The organism is Nocardia amikacinitolerans NBRC 108937 (assembly GCF_001612615.1).
Taxonomy (GTDB): domain Bacteria; phylum Actinomycetota; class Actinomycetes; order Mycobacteriales; family Mycobacteriaceae; genus Nocardia; species Nocardia amikacinitolerans.
Genome location: NZ_BDAU01000036.1, coordinates 43,252 through 60,268, shown reverse-complemented (window position 1 = coordinate 60,268; position 17,017 = coordinate 43,252). Strand labels below are relative to the sequence as shown.

18 protein-coding genes are annotated in these 17,017 nt (G+C 68.5%); all 18 read right to left on the bottom strand.

The window, feature by feature from the left end:
• Positions 1-217: 217 nt before the first annotated feature.
• The 18 genes from NAM01S_RS26155 to ftsH all read right to left on the bottom strand — a co-directional run bounded on the left by NAM01S_RS26155 (position 218) and on the right by ftsH (position 16,501).
• A complete protein-coding gene (locus tag NAM01S_RS26155) occupies positions 218-1,162 on the bottom strand; it encodes an esterase/lipase family protein (RefSeq protein ID WP_067790014.1) in 945 nt (314 codons plus the stop codon).
• Between the two features lie 104 nt (positions 1,163-1,266).
• Positions 1,267-1,860: an anthrone oxygenase family protein gene (locus tag NAM01S_RS26150; protein ID WP_067790011.1), complete on the bottom strand. Its 594-nt coding sequence runs from the start codon at positions 1,858-1,860 to the stop codon at positions 1,267-1,269.
• A gap of 130 nt (positions 1,861-1,990) precedes the next feature.
• Positions 1,991-2,551: an FHA domain-containing protein gene (locus tag NAM01S_RS26145; RefSeq protein WP_245910550.1), complete on the bottom strand. Its 561-nt coding sequence runs from the start codon at positions 2,549-2,551 to the stop codon at positions 1,991-1,993.
• 254 nt (positions 2,552-2,805) lie between these two features.
• Complete coding sequence (locus NAM01S_RS26140; protein WP_067790005.1) at positions 2,806-3,165, bottom strand: histone-like nucleoid-structuring protein Lsr2; 360 nt, start codon at positions 3,163-3,165, stop codon at positions 2,806-2,808.
• 155 nt (positions 3,166-3,320) lie between these two features.
• A complete protein-coding gene (gene lysS / locus NAM01S_RS26135) occupies positions 3,321-4,826 on the bottom strand; it encodes a lysine--tRNA ligase (RefSeq protein ID WP_067790102.1) in 1,506 nt (501 codons plus the stop codon).
• A 296-nt stretch (positions 4,827-5,122) separates the two neighbouring features.
• Entirely contained in the window at positions 5,123-5,545 is a 423-nt protein-coding gene (locus tag NAM01S_RS26130) for a rhodanese-like domain-containing protein (RefSeq protein WP_067790101.1), read from the bottom strand.
• 8 nt (positions 5,546-5,553) lie between these two features.
• Positions 5,554-6,150, bottom strand: a complete 597-nt coding sequence (locus NAM01S_RS26125) for a cysteine dioxygenase (protein ID WP_097247747.1) — start codon at positions 6,148-6,150, stop codon at positions 5,554-5,556.
• A 189-nt stretch (positions 6,151-6,339) separates the two neighbouring features.
• Entirely contained in the window at positions 6,340-7,134 is a 795-nt protein-coding gene (locus NAM01S_RS26120; RefSeq protein WP_067790002.1) for a type III pantothenate kinase, read from the bottom strand.
• A gap of 29 nt (positions 7,135-7,163) precedes the next feature.
• A complete protein-coding gene (panD, locus tag NAM01S_RS26115; RefSeq protein ID WP_067790000.1) occupies positions 7,164-7,625 on the bottom strand; it encodes an aspartate 1-decarboxylase in 462 nt (153 codons plus the stop codon).
• A gap of 16 nt (positions 7,626-7,641) precedes the next feature.
• Entirely contained in the window at positions 7,642-8,568 is a 927-nt protein-coding gene (gene panC, locus NAM01S_RS26110) for a pantoate--beta-alanine ligase (RefSeq protein ID WP_067789997.1), read from the bottom strand.
• Positions 8,568-9,500 carry a Rossmann-like and DUF2520 domain-containing protein gene (locus NAM01S_RS26105; protein WP_097247744.1) on the bottom strand — a complete coding sequence of 311 codons (933 nt, stop codon included), beginning with the start codon at positions 9,498-9,500 and terminating at the stop codon, positions 8,568-8,570. Before NAM01S_RS26105 ends, panC begins: the two co-directional genes overlap by 1 nt.
• A gap of 378 nt (positions 9,501-9,878) precedes the next feature.
• The gene (locus NAM01S_RS26100) at positions 9,879-10,922 is read right to left on the bottom strand and encodes a DUF6779 domain-containing protein (RefSeq protein WP_067789994.1); all 1,044 of its coding nucleotides are present in this window, start codon (positions 10,920-10,922) and stop codon (positions 9,879-9,881) included.
• Positions 10,923-10,992: 70 nt separating this feature from the next.
• A complete protein-coding gene (locus NAM01S_RS26095; protein ID WP_067789991.1) occupies positions 10,993-11,469 on the bottom strand; it encodes a DUF3180 domain-containing protein in 477 nt (158 codons plus the stop codon).
• Positions 11,466-12,014: a 2-amino-4-hydroxy-6-hydroxymethyldihydropteridine diphosphokinase gene (folK, locus tag NAM01S_RS26090; protein WP_067789988.1), complete on the bottom strand. Its 549-nt coding sequence runs from the start codon at positions 12,012-12,014 to the stop codon at positions 11,466-11,468. The genes NAM01S_RS26095 and folK overlap by 4 nt, the downstream gene beginning before the upstream one ends.
• Positions 12,011-12,448, bottom strand: a complete 438-nt coding sequence (gene folB, locus NAM01S_RS26085; protein ID WP_067789985.1) for a dihydroneopterin aldolase — start codon at positions 12,446-12,448, stop codon at positions 12,011-12,013. Before folB ends, folK begins: the two co-directional genes overlap by 4 nt.
• Positions 12,445-13,272 (bottom strand): dihydropteroate synthase, encoded by an 828-nt coding sequence (gene folP / locus NAM01S_RS26080; RefSeq protein ID WP_067790093.1) that lies wholly within the window; start codon positions 13,270-13,272, stop codon positions 12,445-12,447. The genes folB and folP overlap by 4 nt, the downstream gene beginning before the upstream one ends.
• A gap of 62 nt (positions 13,273-13,334) precedes the next feature.
• A complete protein-coding gene (gene folE / locus NAM01S_RS26075) occupies positions 13,335-13,949 on the bottom strand; it encodes a GTP cyclohydrolase I FolE (protein WP_097247890.1) in 615 nt (204 codons plus the stop codon).
• Between the two features lie 143 nt (positions 13,950-14,092).
• Positions 14,093-16,501 carry an ATP-dependent zinc metalloprotease FtsH gene (gene ftsH, locus NAM01S_RS26070; RefSeq protein ID WP_067789980.1) on the bottom strand — a complete coding sequence of 803 codons (2,409 nt, stop codon included), beginning with the start codon at positions 16,499-16,501 and terminating at the stop codon, positions 14,093-14,095.
• Positions 16,502-17,017: the final 516 nt, after the last annotated feature.

Sequence of the window (17,017 nt, the reverse complement as noted above, 5' to 3'; positions counted from 1 at the left end):
GGTCATTCACTCATAACGTGAGCGTTTCGGGTTTCGTTTCCGATCCGGTTTTGCCGACAGCGAACACCCTGTGATCCGGCAATCTCGCCCCGATCCACGGGCCATCGTCGCCCCGTTGACGCCCCTGCCAGTGCAAACGACCGAACCACCCCCGGTGTTCCCGGCAATCCGCGAATTTCGAATCAATCCGGCGGCCGGGCGGCTGCCGCGCCCGAGGTCAGCCCGTGAACGGTGCGGCGAACTGGCACGGTACCGGCCGCGGATGGGCGGGGTCGAGTGCGTTCAGGACGAATCCCGCCGCCCGCGCGGTGCCCGCGATGCCCGCGTGCTCGGAGTAATCCTGTGCGCAACCGTCCTGAACCACGACATTCGTGACATTCGGGCCGGGAACCAGCCCCGCGGTGTACGGGATAACGGCCTCGTCGAGCCGGGTGGCGATGTTCGTGTAGGTGACGGCGGGGTGGTAGACGCCGTCGGCGTTGAGCGACTCCAGGAACGGCGAACCCGCGATGAGCTGGCGGCAGGCGTGGCACAGCGTGGCACCGACCGCCGAGTCGAAGATCCCACCCGCGCCGAGGCCGGTCGCGAAGGCGGCGGCGTTGCCGAGGCCTCCGGCGTTGGTGCCGAGCCAGGGCGGCGCGAGGCCAACGAGCTTGTCCACCTTGTCCGCGCCGCCGAGCCGCTTGACGTAGTAATTGCCGATGAAATTGCCCTGCGAGTGCCCGATGACGTCCACCTTCGCGGCGCCGGTCGCGGCGAGCACGCGGTCGACGAAGGCGGCGAATTCCAGGCCGCTCTGTTCCATCGGCCGCATGCCGCCGATCGCGGACAACGGCCACGGCAGCGCGTGGGCGCCGTAGGTCAGCGAGTAGACGCAGTAGCCCTCGTTGACGAGCAGCGGCACGTACACACCCCAATTGGTCTGCGCGCCACCGCCGGTGCCGTGCGCGAGGACCACCGGGTTGGGGTGCTCGGCGCTCGGGCGGCAGGACCAGTCGTTGGCGCCGGGCAGCGAGCCACCCGGGTTGGTCAGCTCGGACGGAATGCCGGAGAAGAAGTTGTAGACGACCGGGTAGCGCTGCGCGTGCGCCGAACCCGCCGCACCGATCCACAGTGCGGCGAGCACGAAGGCCACCACGAACGGAACTGGGACACGTCGCATGGAGCCTCCAATTCTGGAACTTGTTCCAGAAGAAGCTACCGACGACGTGTCCCAGATAGTGCCGATACCGGCGGGTAACTTATAACCCGTTCTACCGACGAGGATCAGCCGAGCCGGTGTGCCGCCGCGGGCTGCGCACCGAATCCGGCGGGCGCCGCGTAGGCCGTCCCAGCCTGGGCCGGACCCGCGGCCTCGCTCTTGCCCTGCTGGACGCCCGCCGCGAACAGCGCGCCGCACAGCACGAGGAAGGCCAAGGTGTGCACCACGGCGCGAATCACGTTGTAGCGCACCCAGGCGGCCTCGTAGTTCGCGCGGACCGCCGCCATGTCCGCGATCTGCGCCGGGTCGCCCGCGGCGGCCAGCTGATCGTTGAGCGGAACGTTGAATCCCGCGGTCACCGCGAACGCGATCACGTTGAGCACCACGGCGATCCCGATCCAGACCAGGGTCGCGCGGTGGTCCCGGCCCAAGTGCAGCAGCGCGGCGATGATGCCGAACGCGACGGTGCCGAGGAACGCGATCATGAACCAGGGGTTGATGATGACCACGTTGATCTTCTGCATCAGGTCGATGATGGTCCGATCGTCGCTGCGCTTCAGCGCGGGCATCACCGAGATGGCGTAGGCGTAGAACACCCCGGCGGTCAGACCCGTAGCCAGCACGGCCGCCACCAGCGCGGCGATTCTCAGCGCGAACATTCGATTTCTCCTGCCTCACAGTCCGGGTCCGAATCTTCTCGGTCCGGCGACGAGTACGAGTCAATCGTGAAAGGGCCCGCGCCTCCATGGTCGAGACGCTCGCCCGCTTAAGCGGGCGTCCAGACGCGGTTCAGAGATCCCGGTCGGAGATGATGCCGCTCTGCATGGCCAACGCCGCGAGCCGCACCCGCTTCTGGTTCTGCGGCAGGCTCTCCACACCGAACTTGGCGAACAGGGCGCGCAGGTGGGTCTTGATGGCATCGACGCTGAGGAAAAGTTCCTCGGCGATCTGCTGGTTGGAGGCCGGGGTCGCGAAGCCCGCGCCGTTCTTGTACGGGCGGCACAGCGCGACGAGCACCGCGCGCTGGGTCTCGGTGAGCGAACGCAGGGTGGGAATCGAGCCGGTGGAGGTGCGGGTGGCGTCGTCGGCGACCGCGCCGAAATCGTGGAAGGAGACCAGCGAGGTGCCGACCCGGATCTTGTCGCCCGCCATCAGGCGGCGCCTGCCGACCAGTCGCTCGCCGTTGACGAAGGTGCCGTTGCGGGAAAGCCCGTCGTCCACGATCGTCCAGTGCGCGCCCAGGTATTCGACGGCCGCGTGCAGGCGCGAGACCTCCGCGTCCCAGCGCAACGCGAGATCGGCATGGGGCGAACGGCCGATCGTGACTCGCTGCTGATCCGGGCTCAGCATCAGCTCCTGCTGGCGGCCCGAGTCATCGGTGAATCGCAACAATGATCCGACGAATCCAGTCACTGCGCCGATACCTCATCTCTCCATACCGCCAGTGACGACCTTCGCACAGTTTCCATGGTGCCGCTTCGGGGTACCACGAGCAAGATCGTGCCGGTCCGGTCGATGGTCGGCGTCGGGCCCGATGCCCGACGAAATGCTGCTGCCGCCCGGGCGTCGCACGATTCGCCCAGGCGGCAGCGGGTGGAAAAGTACTAACCCTTCGCGGCCTTGTTGTACGCGTCGGTGATGTCGGCGGAGATACGGCCGCGAGCGGAGACCTTGTGGCCATTCCGGCGCGCCCACTCGCGAATTGCCGCACTTTGTTCCCGGTCGATGGAGACCCGGCTCTTCGGGGTGGCGGCGGTACCCGCGGCGGCCTTCACGCGGCGACGACCGCTCACCCGGCGCGCACTGGAAACCCACTGCTCCAGCCCGTCACGCAGCTTCGCGGCATTTGCCGACGACAGGTCGATCTCGTACGACACACCGTCGATCGCAAACTCGATGGTCTCGTCCGCGATGGACTCACCGTCGACATCGTCGATCAGGCTAACGGTGACCTTCTTTGCCATGAGATGAACGTCCTCTCGAAATCGTGCGACCCGCATACTAGGCCGATTACCCGAGGCAAGAATACCTCGAATTCAGAAAATTCCAAGACGAGACTTCGGCTATCGAAACGCACCCGACTCTGTTTGATTTGCGATGTTCGCCGACCGCTGGCTGGTTACGCTCCGGCGTCGCCTGTGCGTCGGTCGCTCACACCTCGCTGCGTGACCGGACGCACAATTGGGAACAGTATCGTTTCGCGGATTCCCAATCCCGTGAGTGCCATCAACAACCGATCGATTCCCATACCGGTTCCAGTTGTCGGCGGCATACCGTGCTCCATCGCGGCAAGGAAGTCCTCGTCCAGCGCCATTGCCTCGTCGTCGCCCTGCGCGGCGAGCCTAGCCTGGTCCACGAACCGCTCGCGCTGGATCACCGGATCGACCAACTCCGAATAGCCGGTGGCCAACTCGAAGCCGCGGACGTACAGATCCCACTTCTCGGTAACTCCGGGCTTGCTGCGGTGCTGACGAGTCAGCGGCGAGGTCTCGATCGGGAAGTCGCGTACGAATGTCGGCGCATAGAGCTTGTCACCGTACTCGTGCTCCCATAGTTCTTCGACCAGTTTGCCGTGGCCGTAGCCCTTGCCCTCCGGAATTTCCAGTCCGACCCGATCGGCGAGTGCCAGCAATTCCTCGACCGATGTTTCCGGGGTGACTCGGACACCCAGCGCATCGGACAGCGAAGGGTACATCTCGACGGTCGCCCACTCGCCCCGAAGATCGTATTCGGTACCGTCCGCGAGGGTCACCACCTGGGTGCCGAAAGCCTCTTGCGCGACTTCCTGTACCAATTCCCGGATCATCTTCGCCGAGTCGTCGTACGTGCCATAGGCCTCATACGTTTCCAACATTGCGAACTCGGGCGAATGGGTCGAGTCGGCACCTTCGTTGCGGAAGTTCCTGTTGATCTCGAAGACCTTCTCCAAACCGCCGACCACGCACCGCTTGAGGAACAGTTCCGGCGCGATGCGCAGGTAGAGGTCCATATCGAGGGCATTGGAACGGGTGACGAACGGCCGGGCCGCCGCGCCGCCGTGCAGCGTCTGCAGCATCGGCGTCTCCACCTCGAGGAAACCGCGGCGCTCCAGCGCGGCACGCAGCGCGCGCACCACCGCGACCCTCGTGCGCGCCATTTCCCTGGCCTCGGGACGCACGATCAGGTCGACATAGCGCTGCCGGACCCTCGACTCCTCGTTCATCTCCTTGTGCGCCACCGGCAGCGGCCGCAGCGCCTTGGCGGACATGGACCAGGAATCGGCCATGACGCTCAATTCCCCCGTGCGCGAGGCGATGACCTCACCGTGCACGAAAACGAAGTCACCGAGGTCCACATCGGCCTTCCAGGCCGCCAGCGCGTCTGCTCCGACGCCGTTGAGGCTGATCATGGCCTGCAGCTTGGTGCCGTCGCCCTCCTGGAGCGTGGCGAAACACAGCTTGCCGGTATTGCGCAGGAAAATGACGCGGCCGACGACGCCTGCCAGTTGCCCGGTCTGGGTATCGGCGGGCAGATCGGGAAAGGCGGCCCGAATTTCGGCCAGCGAGTGCGTGCGCGGCACCACAACGGGATACGCCTCGGCGCCCTGCGCGAGCAGCCGCTCACGCTTCTCCCTGCGAATCCGCATCTGCTCCGGGACGTCGTCGACTTCCGGGGCGGGTCGGCGGGATTGCGCCGCAGGAACCGAACCCGCGGAGCGACCGGACGAGGGCGTGTTCGGGGTGCTCACATCGGACAACCCTAGCGTGCACCGGAAATCCTTTTGCGGCCGCCCGGGCTCCGCCCGATAGTAACGAATCGGCATCGATTTCCGGTGCCGACCCCGGGCGCCTTTCCGAGGGCCACCTTCGGAACGAAAGCCGAAGGAATACCGAAACCGATTGCGCTACCTACTATTTCGAGATAGAAGCAACTCGCGCCGAATTACAGCGAGGCGAGCGCGGTGACCTCGCGGGCGAAGTGCGGCGCCCGGCTCGCGATGGTGAGCAGGCCCGCCGCCTTGAGCGCCTGGTAACCGCCGATCAGATCGGTGGCCCGGTGCAGCCCGAGTTGTTGCAGCGAGGCGGCGGCCAGGCTGGAGGTGTAGCCCTCGGAGCAGACGACGATCCATTCCACGTCGTGATCGGCGGCCAGCGCCAAACGCGCCGAACTTGTCGGGTCGAGCCGCCATTCGAGCACATTCCGCTCGATCACCAGGGCGCCGGGCAGCGTGCCCTCCCGCTCGCGCTGCGCCTGCGGGCGGATGTCCACCAGAATGGCGCCCCTGGCGAGCGCGGCGGGCAATTCGAACGCGTAGATCCGGTCGATCTGCTCGCGCGCGTTGTCGAGCATCTGATCGATGGTCAAGGGGGCCATCACATATCACCTTCGGGCTGGTCGGTGAGAACGGTTCGGGTACGCCGCAGGGTGCCGTGGCCGGTCACCTCGTAGTAGGACATCGCGGTCAGCGGCGGGGAATAGGCGTGCACGCTCAACGTCGGATCGAGCGGGCCCGCGGATTCGGCGGCGGCCGGTGCGCGCATCACGTCGTGCACCCAGCCGATGGGAAAGGAAGCCTGATCGCCCGCGGTCAGCGTGCGCCTGCGCAATTCCGTGCCGTTCCAACGGAATTCCGAGAGCGCGCCGCTGAGCACGGTGAGCGCGCCGAGCGATCCGGCGTGGTCGTGCAGCTCGGTGGACTTGCCCGGCGTCCAGCTGATCAGCCAGACGTCGACCTCGTCGTCGGAGAGCAACCGGGCCGCCCAGCGTTCTTCGACGGGCCAGACGCCGCCCGCCGGAAGCAGGTGGTCGTAGCGGCCCGCGAGCACGTCCTCGGCGCCCTCGTCGGTCAGCCGCAGCAGATCGGCGGGACGCAGCCGGGTCGGGAGCGCTGGGGCGACGGCACGGTCGACCGGCGGACGGGCCGACAGGCCGTCACGTGCGGACGAAAGGGAAAGAACAGAGGAACGCATGAGCGAAACTCCAGGAGGTGGGGATCGGTCGAGGGACTCGTGGTCGGCCTCGATCGGTCGAGGCCGGAATCAGCCTCGACAACACTCCTGGGTGCTCACGCGGAAAGACACGTCGGCGAGTCTAGCAGCGCTCTTCGCGGGAGCAACAGACCCACCCGGGGTGATACACGCCCCACCCCGGGCGCGCGGTCAGGATTTGCGGCGCTGCTGGTTGCGTTCGTAGACCAGGCGAAGCCCGGTCAGGGTCAGGTGCGGCTCGTGATGGTCGATGGTCTCCGACTCCGGCACGATCAGCGGCGCGCTGATGCCGGTGGCGACCACCGCGACGTCGTCGCCCGCGAACGCGTCGAACTCGTCGCGGATGCGGTCGATCAGACCGTCGACCAGCCCGGCGAAACCGAACACCGCGCCGGACTGGATCGCCTCGACGGTGTTCTTGCCGACCACCGAACGCGGGCGCGCCAACTCGACGCGGCGCAGCGCCGCTCGCTCGATGAGCGCCTCACTGGAGATGGCGACGCCGGGCGCGATGACGCCGCCGAGGAACTCGCCCTTGGACGAGACGAGGTCCACGGTGGTCGCCGTCCCGAAATCGACGACGATCGCGGCCGAGCCGAAGCGCTGCTGGGCGGCGAGCGCGTTCACGATCCGGTCGGCGCCGATCTCCTTCGGATTGTCGACCAGCAACGGAATGCCGGTCCGCACACCGGGTTCCACCACCACGTGCGGCACGTGCGACCAGTACCGCTCCAGCATGGCGCGCAGCTCGTGCAGCACCGGCGGCACCGTGGACAGGGCCGCGACGCCCATCACCTCGTCCAGCTGGGCCCCGACGAGACCGCGCACCTGCATGGCGAACTCGTCGGCGGTCAGCAGCGGATTGGTGTGCATCCGCCAGTGCCGCACCAGCTTTGCGTGCGAGCCGCTGCCGGAGAACAGGCCGAGCTCGATGCTGGTGTTGCGGACGTCGATGGTCAGCAGCATTGCTCACCCGACTTTCGAAGTTCTGGCCGTCAGGCGAAGACAACGGGGACGGCAGCCGGCGGAGCCGGCGGGGTGGGTGAACGCAGCGAGCGCGGGGAGGTGAGGCCGGAGCCCTCGGGGGCGTGCGCCGGATCGGAGCCGAGCTCGACGGGGCGGTTGCGCTCGTCGACGAAGACGACCTTCGGGTCGTACTCGGCGATCTCCTGCTCGTTCATCATCCCGTAGGCGATCAGGATGACCAGGTCGCCGGGATGCACCAGGTGCGCGGCGGCGCCGTTGATACCGATGACGCCGGAACCGCGTTCACCCGCGATCACGTAGGTCTCCAGGCGGGCGCCGTTGTCGATGTCGACGATGCAGACCTGCTCGCCCTCGAGCAGATCGGCCGCGTCCAGCAGATCCTGGTCCACCGTCACCGACCCGACGTAGTGCAGGTCGGCGTGGGTCACGGTGGCGCGGTGGATCTTGGACTTCATCATGGTGCGCAACATCTTCGTCGTCGCCTTTCTAGAAAGCTGCCGGTGCCGGCTGGGATACGAGGTTCGGGTGGCCGTCGATCGGAGCGCCGAGGGTGACGGCGATGTTGTCGATGAGCCGGGTGGCGCCGACCTTCGCGGCGACAAGCAACCGGGCGTTGCCGGAGGCCGGGGCCGGGCCGAGGGTCGAGGAGCGCAGTTCGAGGTAGTCGACGTCGACGCCGGTCGCGGCATCGAGAACGGCGCGGGCGGCGGCGAGCACGCCGTCGGCGCCGAGGCCGCCCGCGTGCCTGCCCGCCGACAGCGCCGCGGAAAGGGCCAGCGCGGCTTCGCGCTGCGCCGGATCGAGGTAGCGGTTGCGCGAGGAGAGCGCGAGGCCGTCCTGCTCGCGCACGGTCGGGACCGCGACGATCTTCACGTCGAAGTTCAGGTCGCGCACCATCTGCCGGATCAGCGTGAGCTGCTGGTAGTCCTTCTCGCCGAAGAACGCCTCGCTCGGACGGGCGATCTGGAGCAGCTTGGCCACCACCGTGAGCATGCCCGCGAAATGCGTCGGACGGCTCGCGCCCTCCAGCTCCGCGCCGATCGGGCCGGGATGCACCGTGGTGCGCGGGCCGTCGGGGTACATATCGGACACGCTCGGGGCGAACACCAGGTCGACGCCCTCGGCGCGCAGCAGTTCGACGTCGGCGTCCAAGGTGCGCGGGTACTTGTCCAGATCCTCGTTCGCGCCGAATTGCAGCGGGTTGACGAAGATCGAGACGATCACCACCTGATTGGTCCGCTTCGCGCGGCGCACGATCTCGAGGTGACCCTCGTGCAGCGCGCCCATGGTCGGCACCAAACCGATGCTGCGGCCGACGCCGCGCAAGGCCTTCGCCACGGCGGCGACCATGGCGGGATCGTGGTGCACGGTAAGTTCGCCCGGCTTGTAGGCGCCGCGCAATTTCGGATCCATCAACGGCGTCCTTCCAGGAGCTCGATCAGGGCGGGGTTGGTCTTGGCGCGCTCGGCGGTGCGCAGCGACATGGCGCGGTAGCCTGCGGCGAGCCGCTCGTCGGTGGCCTCGAGCGCCGCGAGATGCGTCGCGACGGCGTCCGCGTCACCGCGGGCGACGGGGCCGGTCAGCGCGGACTGACCGCGGCGCAGCGCGTTGTCCAGCGCGGCCGACGCGAGCGGGGCGAGCAGACGCTCGGCGAGTCCGTTGGGCTGGTCGTCCACGATCTGCTGACCTAGCAGACCCGGACCGGCCAGCGCCTCGCGCAACGCTTCCACCGCGTCCAGCACCACGGTTACCAGATGGTTGCTCCCGTGCGCGAGCGCCGCGTGGTACAGCGCGCGGTTCTCCTCGGAGACCCGCACCGGCTCGCCGCCCATCTCGATGACAAGCGACTGCGCGATCGCGTAGCCGATGTCGTCGGCGGCGGTGATGCCGAAGCAGGCGTTGCCCAACCTGGTGACGTCCTCGTCGTGGCCGGTGAAGGTCATCGCGGGGTGGATGGCCAACGGCAGCGCGCCGATCTCGGCCAGCGGCGCGAGCACACCGACGCCGTTGGCGCCCGACGTGTGCGCCACGATGGTGCCCGGCCGGACCACACCCGAGCTCGCCAATCCGCGCACCAGCCCGGGCAGCTCGGTATCGGGCACCGCGAGCAGCAACAATTCGCTGCGCGCCGCCACCTCTTCGATCGGCAGGATCTCGGATTCGGGCAGCCGCAGCCGAGCCCGGTGCTTGGAGGCGTCGGAAATGGCGGAGACGCCGAACACCACGTGCCCGGCTCGCTCGAGCGCTGCGCCGAGTGCGGAACCCACGCGTCCCGCCGAGACGATTCCCACCGTCAGGCGTGCGGGCGCAGGGTCGAAGCCCGAAGCCGCGTTGTCAGAAGTCACGCTTCTCGAGGTCAACACTGTCCTCTCGATGTCGTTCCAGTCCCGCACCGCGGGTACCAGACGTTACGAGGTCGAGGATATCGGCCCGAAGTTTGCCGATGCCATGGCCCCCGGACGTGATTTGAAAGACAGTGCTTGTTGGCGCGCTGGCGCGCGCGTGTTCGCGGCCTTTATGTCTCGCTGCCCAGCGGTCGAGACTCGCGACTTCGTCGCATGCGCTTCGACCGCTGGGCAGCGAGACGGCCGCGAACGGTCGCTCGTCGGGCTCGCTCCGGGGCTGGTCGGCAGAGTGCGGATGGTGCGTCGGGGATCGTTGCGGGCCGAGTTCATGCATGCGCTTCGACCTGCTGGGCAGCGAGACGGCCGGCAGGGGCAGGGTTAGCCGCTGCCTTTTTGTTCGGATTGCAGGTTCGCCATGATTTCCGCGACCGAGAGGCGGCGGGAGGCGTTGCCCGAGTCGGCGTCCGGGTCGACGCGGCGGCGTCGGCGGGAGCTGGCGGTGCCGACCGTCGGGGTGGGGTGCGGGGTGGCCAGGGGCGGGATGGTCGGGTGCGGGGCGGCGTCCTCGTCCAGTGGTGGAAGGCGGAGCGGGGCGGACGGCTCGGCTTGCGGTTCCTCGCGTTCGGCCTGCGCTTCTTCCCGCTCGACCGGGGTGAAGGCGTCGGACCAGGCCGTGGGTCTGCCGAGCGGGCCCGTCGTGTGGACGAGGTCGGCCGCGTCTTCCGAGTACCCGGCGGCGTAGTCGTCGTAGCCCTCGTCCGGGTAGTCGTCGGGCGAGACGACCGCGGTCTCCGCGGTGACCGGCTCGTCGAACGGGCTCGCGAAGACCGGCGGCTCCGGATGATCCGGGACGAAGACCGGCGTGACCGCGCTGCGCGGTTGCTGTCCCAGCGGGCCGACCCACCCGTCGGCATTCGCGGAGCTATCGTTCGCCGGATCGCCGTACGCGCTCGGCAACTCCTGGATTCGGGTGGCGTCGGCGCGCAGCGCGGGCCGGTCCATCGGCAGATCGCCGTCGAAGAGGCGTTGCAGACTCTGCCGCAACACCGTCAGCTCGGCACGCAGCGCGGCCAGTTCCGCGGCGTCCGCGCCGACCTCCTCGCGCACCCTCGCCTCGACGCCGAGCTCGTATTCGCGGCGCGCGGTGATCTCCCGCTCGAGCTGAAGTTCGTAGACCGTCTGCAGGTCACGCACCTTCGCCTTGTCCACATCGGCGTCTTTGCGGTACTTGGTCGCGGCGAGCGCGCCGATCGCGGCGGCCCACAGTGCGGCGATCAGACCGATCCTGATGAACTGCAGGCTGTTGCTGAAGACCAGGAAAACACTGGCAATCAGACCGAGCAGAATCAAAGCGCCGACGAACAATTTTCCCGCCTGATCCCGCTGTGGACGGGAAGTGCTGCTACGGGAGGGTGAAACCATGCACGCCAGGGTAGCGGGGTTGGCGCGGCACGCCCAGAAACTGGTCTTTCGCTTCCGATCAGAAGAATTGCTACGTAGTTGCTGATTCGTCCGGCGGCTCGTCAGGAGCCCGGCAGCAATACTCGAGCCACAGCGCGGCGGCGACCAGCGCCACCCCCGCGAACATGCCGACGACCGCGCCCGGCGAATCGGCGGCAGCCGCCCGGAGGGTGCCGCGCTGCGGAAAGACCCAGCACAGGAAGCCGAGCCAGACACCGGCGGCGATCGAACCGACTTGCAGCGAGGCCTTCGCCAACGCGACGGCGCGCGCGGCGGTGATCGGATGCAACTGGTCCCTGCCGTCCCCGATCTGGTGGTCGCTGACCCTGGCGCGGATGACGAAGGCGAGCACGACCTCGATGGCGGCCACCGGATACAGCGAGGCCCCCGCGTAGATCGAGATCGGCGGGAAATTCGCGTAGGCGACCCTGGTGGCGATCCACGCGACGATCGCCGCGATCAGCACGTTGGCGCCCAGGTCGAGCACCCTGGTCGGTTTGAGCTTCACGATGCGGCTCCCCCCGCGGTCCGGTGCAGCGACAGCTCGGTCCGGTGCACACCGGCCCGCTCGTCGGCGTCGAGCGCGGCGAGCCATTCCCGGACCGGCCGGTCGACCCCAGCGACGGACAGCCGCGCCTCGGGTTCCACGTCCAGCCACGGGATCAGCACGAAGGCCCGGTTGTGCGCCTGCGGGTGCGGCAGGGTCAGCTCCGGATCGGCGCTGACGCACGGCACCGGCCCCGACGGACCGGATTCGGCGCACCACACCACGTCCACGTCGAGAGTTCGCGCGCCCCAGCGCACTTCGCGGACCCGGTGCGCGGCCCGCTCGAATTCCTGGCCCCTGCGCAACCAGCCGAGGCAATCCAGCTCCGGATCGTCCACCAGCACAACGGCATTGAGGAAATCGTCCTGATCCACACCGCCCCACGGCGCGGTCGAGTACACCGCCGACACCGCGACGACCCGCTGCGCGAGCCCATCCACAACGCTGCGCAGGTGCGCTAAGCGGTCCCCCATGTTCGAGCCGATCGACAGGACGGCGCGACTCATTCGGCGCCCTCGCGCACGCGGGAGGTCACCACGCGGACATCGGCGAAGGTGTGCGGAATCGGGGCGGACGGCTTGTGCACCACCACTTCGACGGCGCGAATGCGCGGGTCGGTCATCACGTCGTCGGCGATCTCGGAGACCACCGTCTCGATCAGATTGCGCGGCGGGCCCTGCACGATCCGCACCGCGCGTTCGGCCAGCGCGCCGTAGTCCACCGTGGCGGCCAAGTCGTCGGAGGCGGCGGCCGCCGCGAAATCCACCCACACGGTCAGGTCGACGACGAACTCCTGTCCGTCGCGGCGCTCGTGCTCGAAGACCCCGTGGTTACCGAAGGCGCGCAGCCCGCGCAGTTCGATCCGGTCGGGACCGGACGGCAGGCCGCCGCGCTCCCCCGGTCGGCCCTCGTGGGTCACCGGTGCCGTGGACGAGTTCATTCCTGCGCTCCTCGCGGAATCGGCCGGGCGGCGCGCTGCCAGGCGTCGGTGACGGCGATCGCGTCCAGGGAGGCTCGCACGTCGTGCACGCGGACTCCCCAGGCGCCGTGCATGGCGGCCAGCGCGGAGACCGTCGCGGTGGCGACCTCCCTGCCGTCCGGCGGCCGCGGACCGTCGGCGTCGGCGAGCAGGGCGCCGAGGAAGCGTTTGCGCGAGGCGCCGATCAGCACCGGAAGGCCGTCGGCGACGAAGTCGGGCAGCGCGCCGAGCAGCGCCCAGTTGTGGTCGGCGTTCTTGGCGAAGCCGAGGCCGGGATCCAGGATCAGCCGGGACGGGTCGACGCCCGCGGCGACGGCGAGCTCGACCTGCGCGTTCAACTCGGCGCGCACCTCGGCGACGACATCGTCGTAGTGATCGGCCGGACCGGTGTGCCGATAGTCGGCACCCGCCCGCCAGTGCATGAGAATCCACGGAACTTCCGCAGCGGCAACGACTTTCACCATCTCGGGATCGGCGCGCCCGCCGGAGACGTCGTTGATCACCGACACACCGGCGCCGAGCGCCGCCTCGGCGACGCTCGCCCGCATGGTGTCCACGCTGGTCGGCACGCCCGCCGCGACCAGCCCGCGGATGACCGGCGCGACCCTGGCCGCCTCGGTTTCCGGATCGACGCGGTCCGCGCCGGGCCTGGTCGATTCGCCGCCGACGTCGATGATGTCGGCGCCTGCCCGGTACAGCTCGACGCCGTGCGCGATGGCGAGTTCGGGATCGAGGTAGCGGCCGCCGTCGGAGAACGAATCGCTGGTGACGTTCACGACGCCCATCACCACGCAGCGGCGGCCGCCGCGCGCGACGACGTTCGTGCGACCGGGCACCGTGTCCTCCCTCACCGGCGCAGGATCAGTTCGAGTGCCTCGGCGCGCGAGGCGGCGTTGGTCTGCAACAGGCCGCGCACGGCCGAGGTGGTGGTGCTCGCGCCCGGCTTGCGGATGCCGCGCATCGCCATGCACAGGTGCTCGGCCTCCACCACGACGATCGCGCCGCGCGGCTCCAGCTTGCGCATGATGGCGTCGACGATCTGGCTGGTCAGTCGCTCCTGCACCTGCGGGCGCTTGGCGTAGAGGTCGACCAGCCTCGCGAGCTTGGACAACCCGGTGACCCGGCCGTGTTCGCCCGGGATGTAGCCGACGTGGGCGACGCCGTGGAAGGACACCAGATGGTGTTCGCAGGTGGAGTACATCGGGATGTCGCGCACCAGCACGAGTTCCTGGTGGCCTTCGTCGAACGTGGTATTCAGCACCGCGTCCGGCTCCTGGTAGAGCCCGGCGAAGGTTTCCCGGTAGGCGCGGGCCACCCGGGCGGGCGTCTCGATCAGGCCGGGGCGGTCCGGGTCCTCGCCGATCGCGATCAGCAACTCCCGAACCGCGGCTTCGGCCCGGTCCTGGTCGAACGGCCGCCCGGTCTCCAGTGCGACCAGTTCAGGCAGGGTCGACGCGGGCATGGCACCGTTGCGCTCGACCTCGTCGCGACCGTTGAGCGCCGAGCCGACGGCATGATGATTGGCCGACAATCGAGGACACCTCCAAAATCTCAGGCGCCGGCAATCACTCGGCACCCCGATGGTCGAGCGTAATCGGCGCCCGCTCAGCGCCGTCCGTTCGGTCCATCCCACTCGTGGTTCTCGCCCTCGGCGCGCTGGCTCGGACGACCCGGCTCCTCGTAGCCGTCGTTGTCGTAGCCGCCGTGCTCCTGGCCGGAACCACCCTGCTGCGGATTGCTCCACGGCTGGTAGCCGTGCCTGGCCTCGCCTTGGCCGCCCCAGCCGCCGCCGTAACCCGGCTGCCCGGCCGGCTGCTGCGGTTCCTCCCTCGGCGGCCAGCCCGGCGCCGACCAACCGGCCGGAGCGCCGTAGTCCGGACGGGAGCCGTGCGTGCCGCCCTGGCGCGGGTACGCCTGGGTCGGCGCGTGCGGACTCGGGTAGCCACCGGTCGCGGGCTGGCTCGGGTAGCCGTACTGCGGCTCCGGCTGACGGTCACCCTGTTGCGGATAACCGTTGGCGGGCACGGCTTCTCGCTTGGCGGCGGCCAGCGACGGCTGCACCGGCTCCGGCGGCCAGGACTCGCCGCGCTCGGCGGCCAGCTCACCCGGCGTCTTCACCGGCGGCTTGTCCGAGGGGACGCGCTCGCCGAAGTCGTTGAACGCGGTGATCCTCGGGCGCTTCTCCACCGCGGCAAGCAGTTCCTCGAGATCCTTGCGGTGCAGGGTCTCGCGCTCCAGCAGCGCGGTGGCCAGTACGTCGAGCACGTCGCGGTACTCGTTCAGAATCGCCCACGCCTCGGTGTGCGCGGCCTCGATGAGGTTGCGCACCTCCTCATCGATCTCGCGGGCGACCTCGTGCGAATAGTCCGAGCCCATGCCCATGGACCGGCCGAGGAACGGGTCGCCCTGCTCCTGGCCGTAGCGGACTGCGCCGAGGCGCGCGCTCATGCCGTACTCGGTGACCATCGCGCGAGCGATCTTGGTGGCCTGGTCGATATCGGAGGACGCGCCGGTGGTCGGCTCATGGAACACCAGCTCCTCGGCCGCGCGACCGCCCATCGCCATGACGAGGCGGGCGATCATCTCCGAGCGGGTCATCAGGCCCTTGTCGTCCTCGGGCACCGTCATGGCATGGCCGCCGGTGCGACCGCGCGCCAGGATGGTGACCTTGTAGACCGGCTCGATGTCGGGCATCGCCCATGCCGCGAGGGTGTGGCCGCCCTCGTGGTAGGCAGTGATCTTCTTCTCGTGCTCGCTGATGATGCGGCTCTTGCGGCGCGGGCCGCCGATCACGCGATCGACCGACTCCTCCAGCGCCTCGCCGGTGATGACCGCGCCGTTCTCCCGCGCGGTGAGCAGCGCGGCCTCGTTGATGACGTTCGCCAGATCCGCGCCGGACATGCCGACGGTCCGCTTGGCGAGACCGTCCAGGTCGGCCTCGGTGGAGATCGGCTTGCCCTGCGAGTGCACCCGCAGGATCGCGCGACGGCCGGCCAGGTCGGGGTTGCCGACCGGGATCTGCCGGTCGAAGCGGCCGGGGCGCAGCAGCGCGGGATCGAGGATGTCGGGGCGGTTGGTCGCGGCGATCAGGATGATGCCGGTGCGGTCGCCGAAGCCGTCCATCTCGACGAGCAGCTGGTTCAGCGTCTGCTCGCGCTCGTCGTGACCGCCGCCGAGGCCCGCGCCGCGCTGGCGGCCGACCGCGTCGATCTCGTCGACGAAGATGATGCACGGGCTGTTCTGCTTGGCCTGCTCGAACAGGTCGCGCACGCGGGAGGCGCCGACGCCGACGAACATCTCGACGAAGTCCGAGCCGGAAATGGTGAAGAAGGGCACGCCCGCCTCACCCGCGACGGCACGCGCGAGCAGCGTCTTACCGGTGCCGGGCGGACCGTAGAGCAGAACGCCCTTGGGGATCTTCGCGCCCAGCGTCTGGTACCGCACCGGGTTCTGCAGGAAGTCCTTGATCTCGTAGAGCTCTTCGACGGCCTCGTCGGCGCCCGCGACGTCCGCGAACGTGGTCTTGGGCATGTCCTTGGACAGCTGCTTGGCCTTCGATTTACCGAAGCCCATCATGCCGCCGCGGCCACCGCCCTGCATCCGGGCCATCACGAAGATGAACAGGCCGAGCAGGATCACCATCGGCAGCACGAACAGCAGGATCTGGGTGAACCAGCTCTCCTGCTTGACCACGGTGTTGTACGGAGCGCCCGACTTCTGCACGGCGTCGAAGATCTGCGCCGAGGTCTCGCTGCCGCCCGGGAACTTGGCGATGATCTTGTTCTGGCCGTCGGTCGCGTCGTTACCGTTGTTCAGCTCGATCCGCAGCTGCTGCTCGCGGTCGTCGATCTGGACGTTCTTGACGTTGCCCTTGTCGTTCAGCTGGCTCAACGCCACCGAGGTGTCGACGCTCTTCCAGCCGCGCGTGTCATTGCCGAAATAGCTGAACGCATAGATCACGAGCAGGATGCCCGAGACTATGGCCAGGGTGCGGAACACTGTCTTGCGGTTCATAGAGCGTAGGCCGGGCGGCCAGTCCTTTCCGGTGTCTCCGGTTCTGCCTAGCGAAACGTCGGGCGCGTCGTGATGCATTCCGCCCGGTCCTACCCGATTCCGGGAGGGTTCGGATGCGGACAAGCCACGTTACCGCGTACGGTCTACTCGATACATCGCGCAGTTCGGCAGTTGGTGCAGTTCGACAAGTAAACGGTCGGAGGACGACGGTGGTTCCCGATTCCTCGCTCCGGTTTACCTCGAGTGGTCACAATCATGGCATGTTCGGCCTATCGTGAGCGACGACACAACATCCGGCGTGAGCGGGCGGCCGCGGAGGCGAGCCCTCGGGAGCACTGGACAACTGAACAAGACAACGCGAGCCGACAGGCAACGAGGCAGTGGCTCGCGTCACCATGAGACGAAAGCGGCGCGCGAGCTCACGGCACGGAGGTGACGGCTCGCCGAACCAAGAAAGACCCTGGGAAAGCCGCACATCGAACCCCGCGGGGAACCCGCGAATCGGACAGAGCGCAG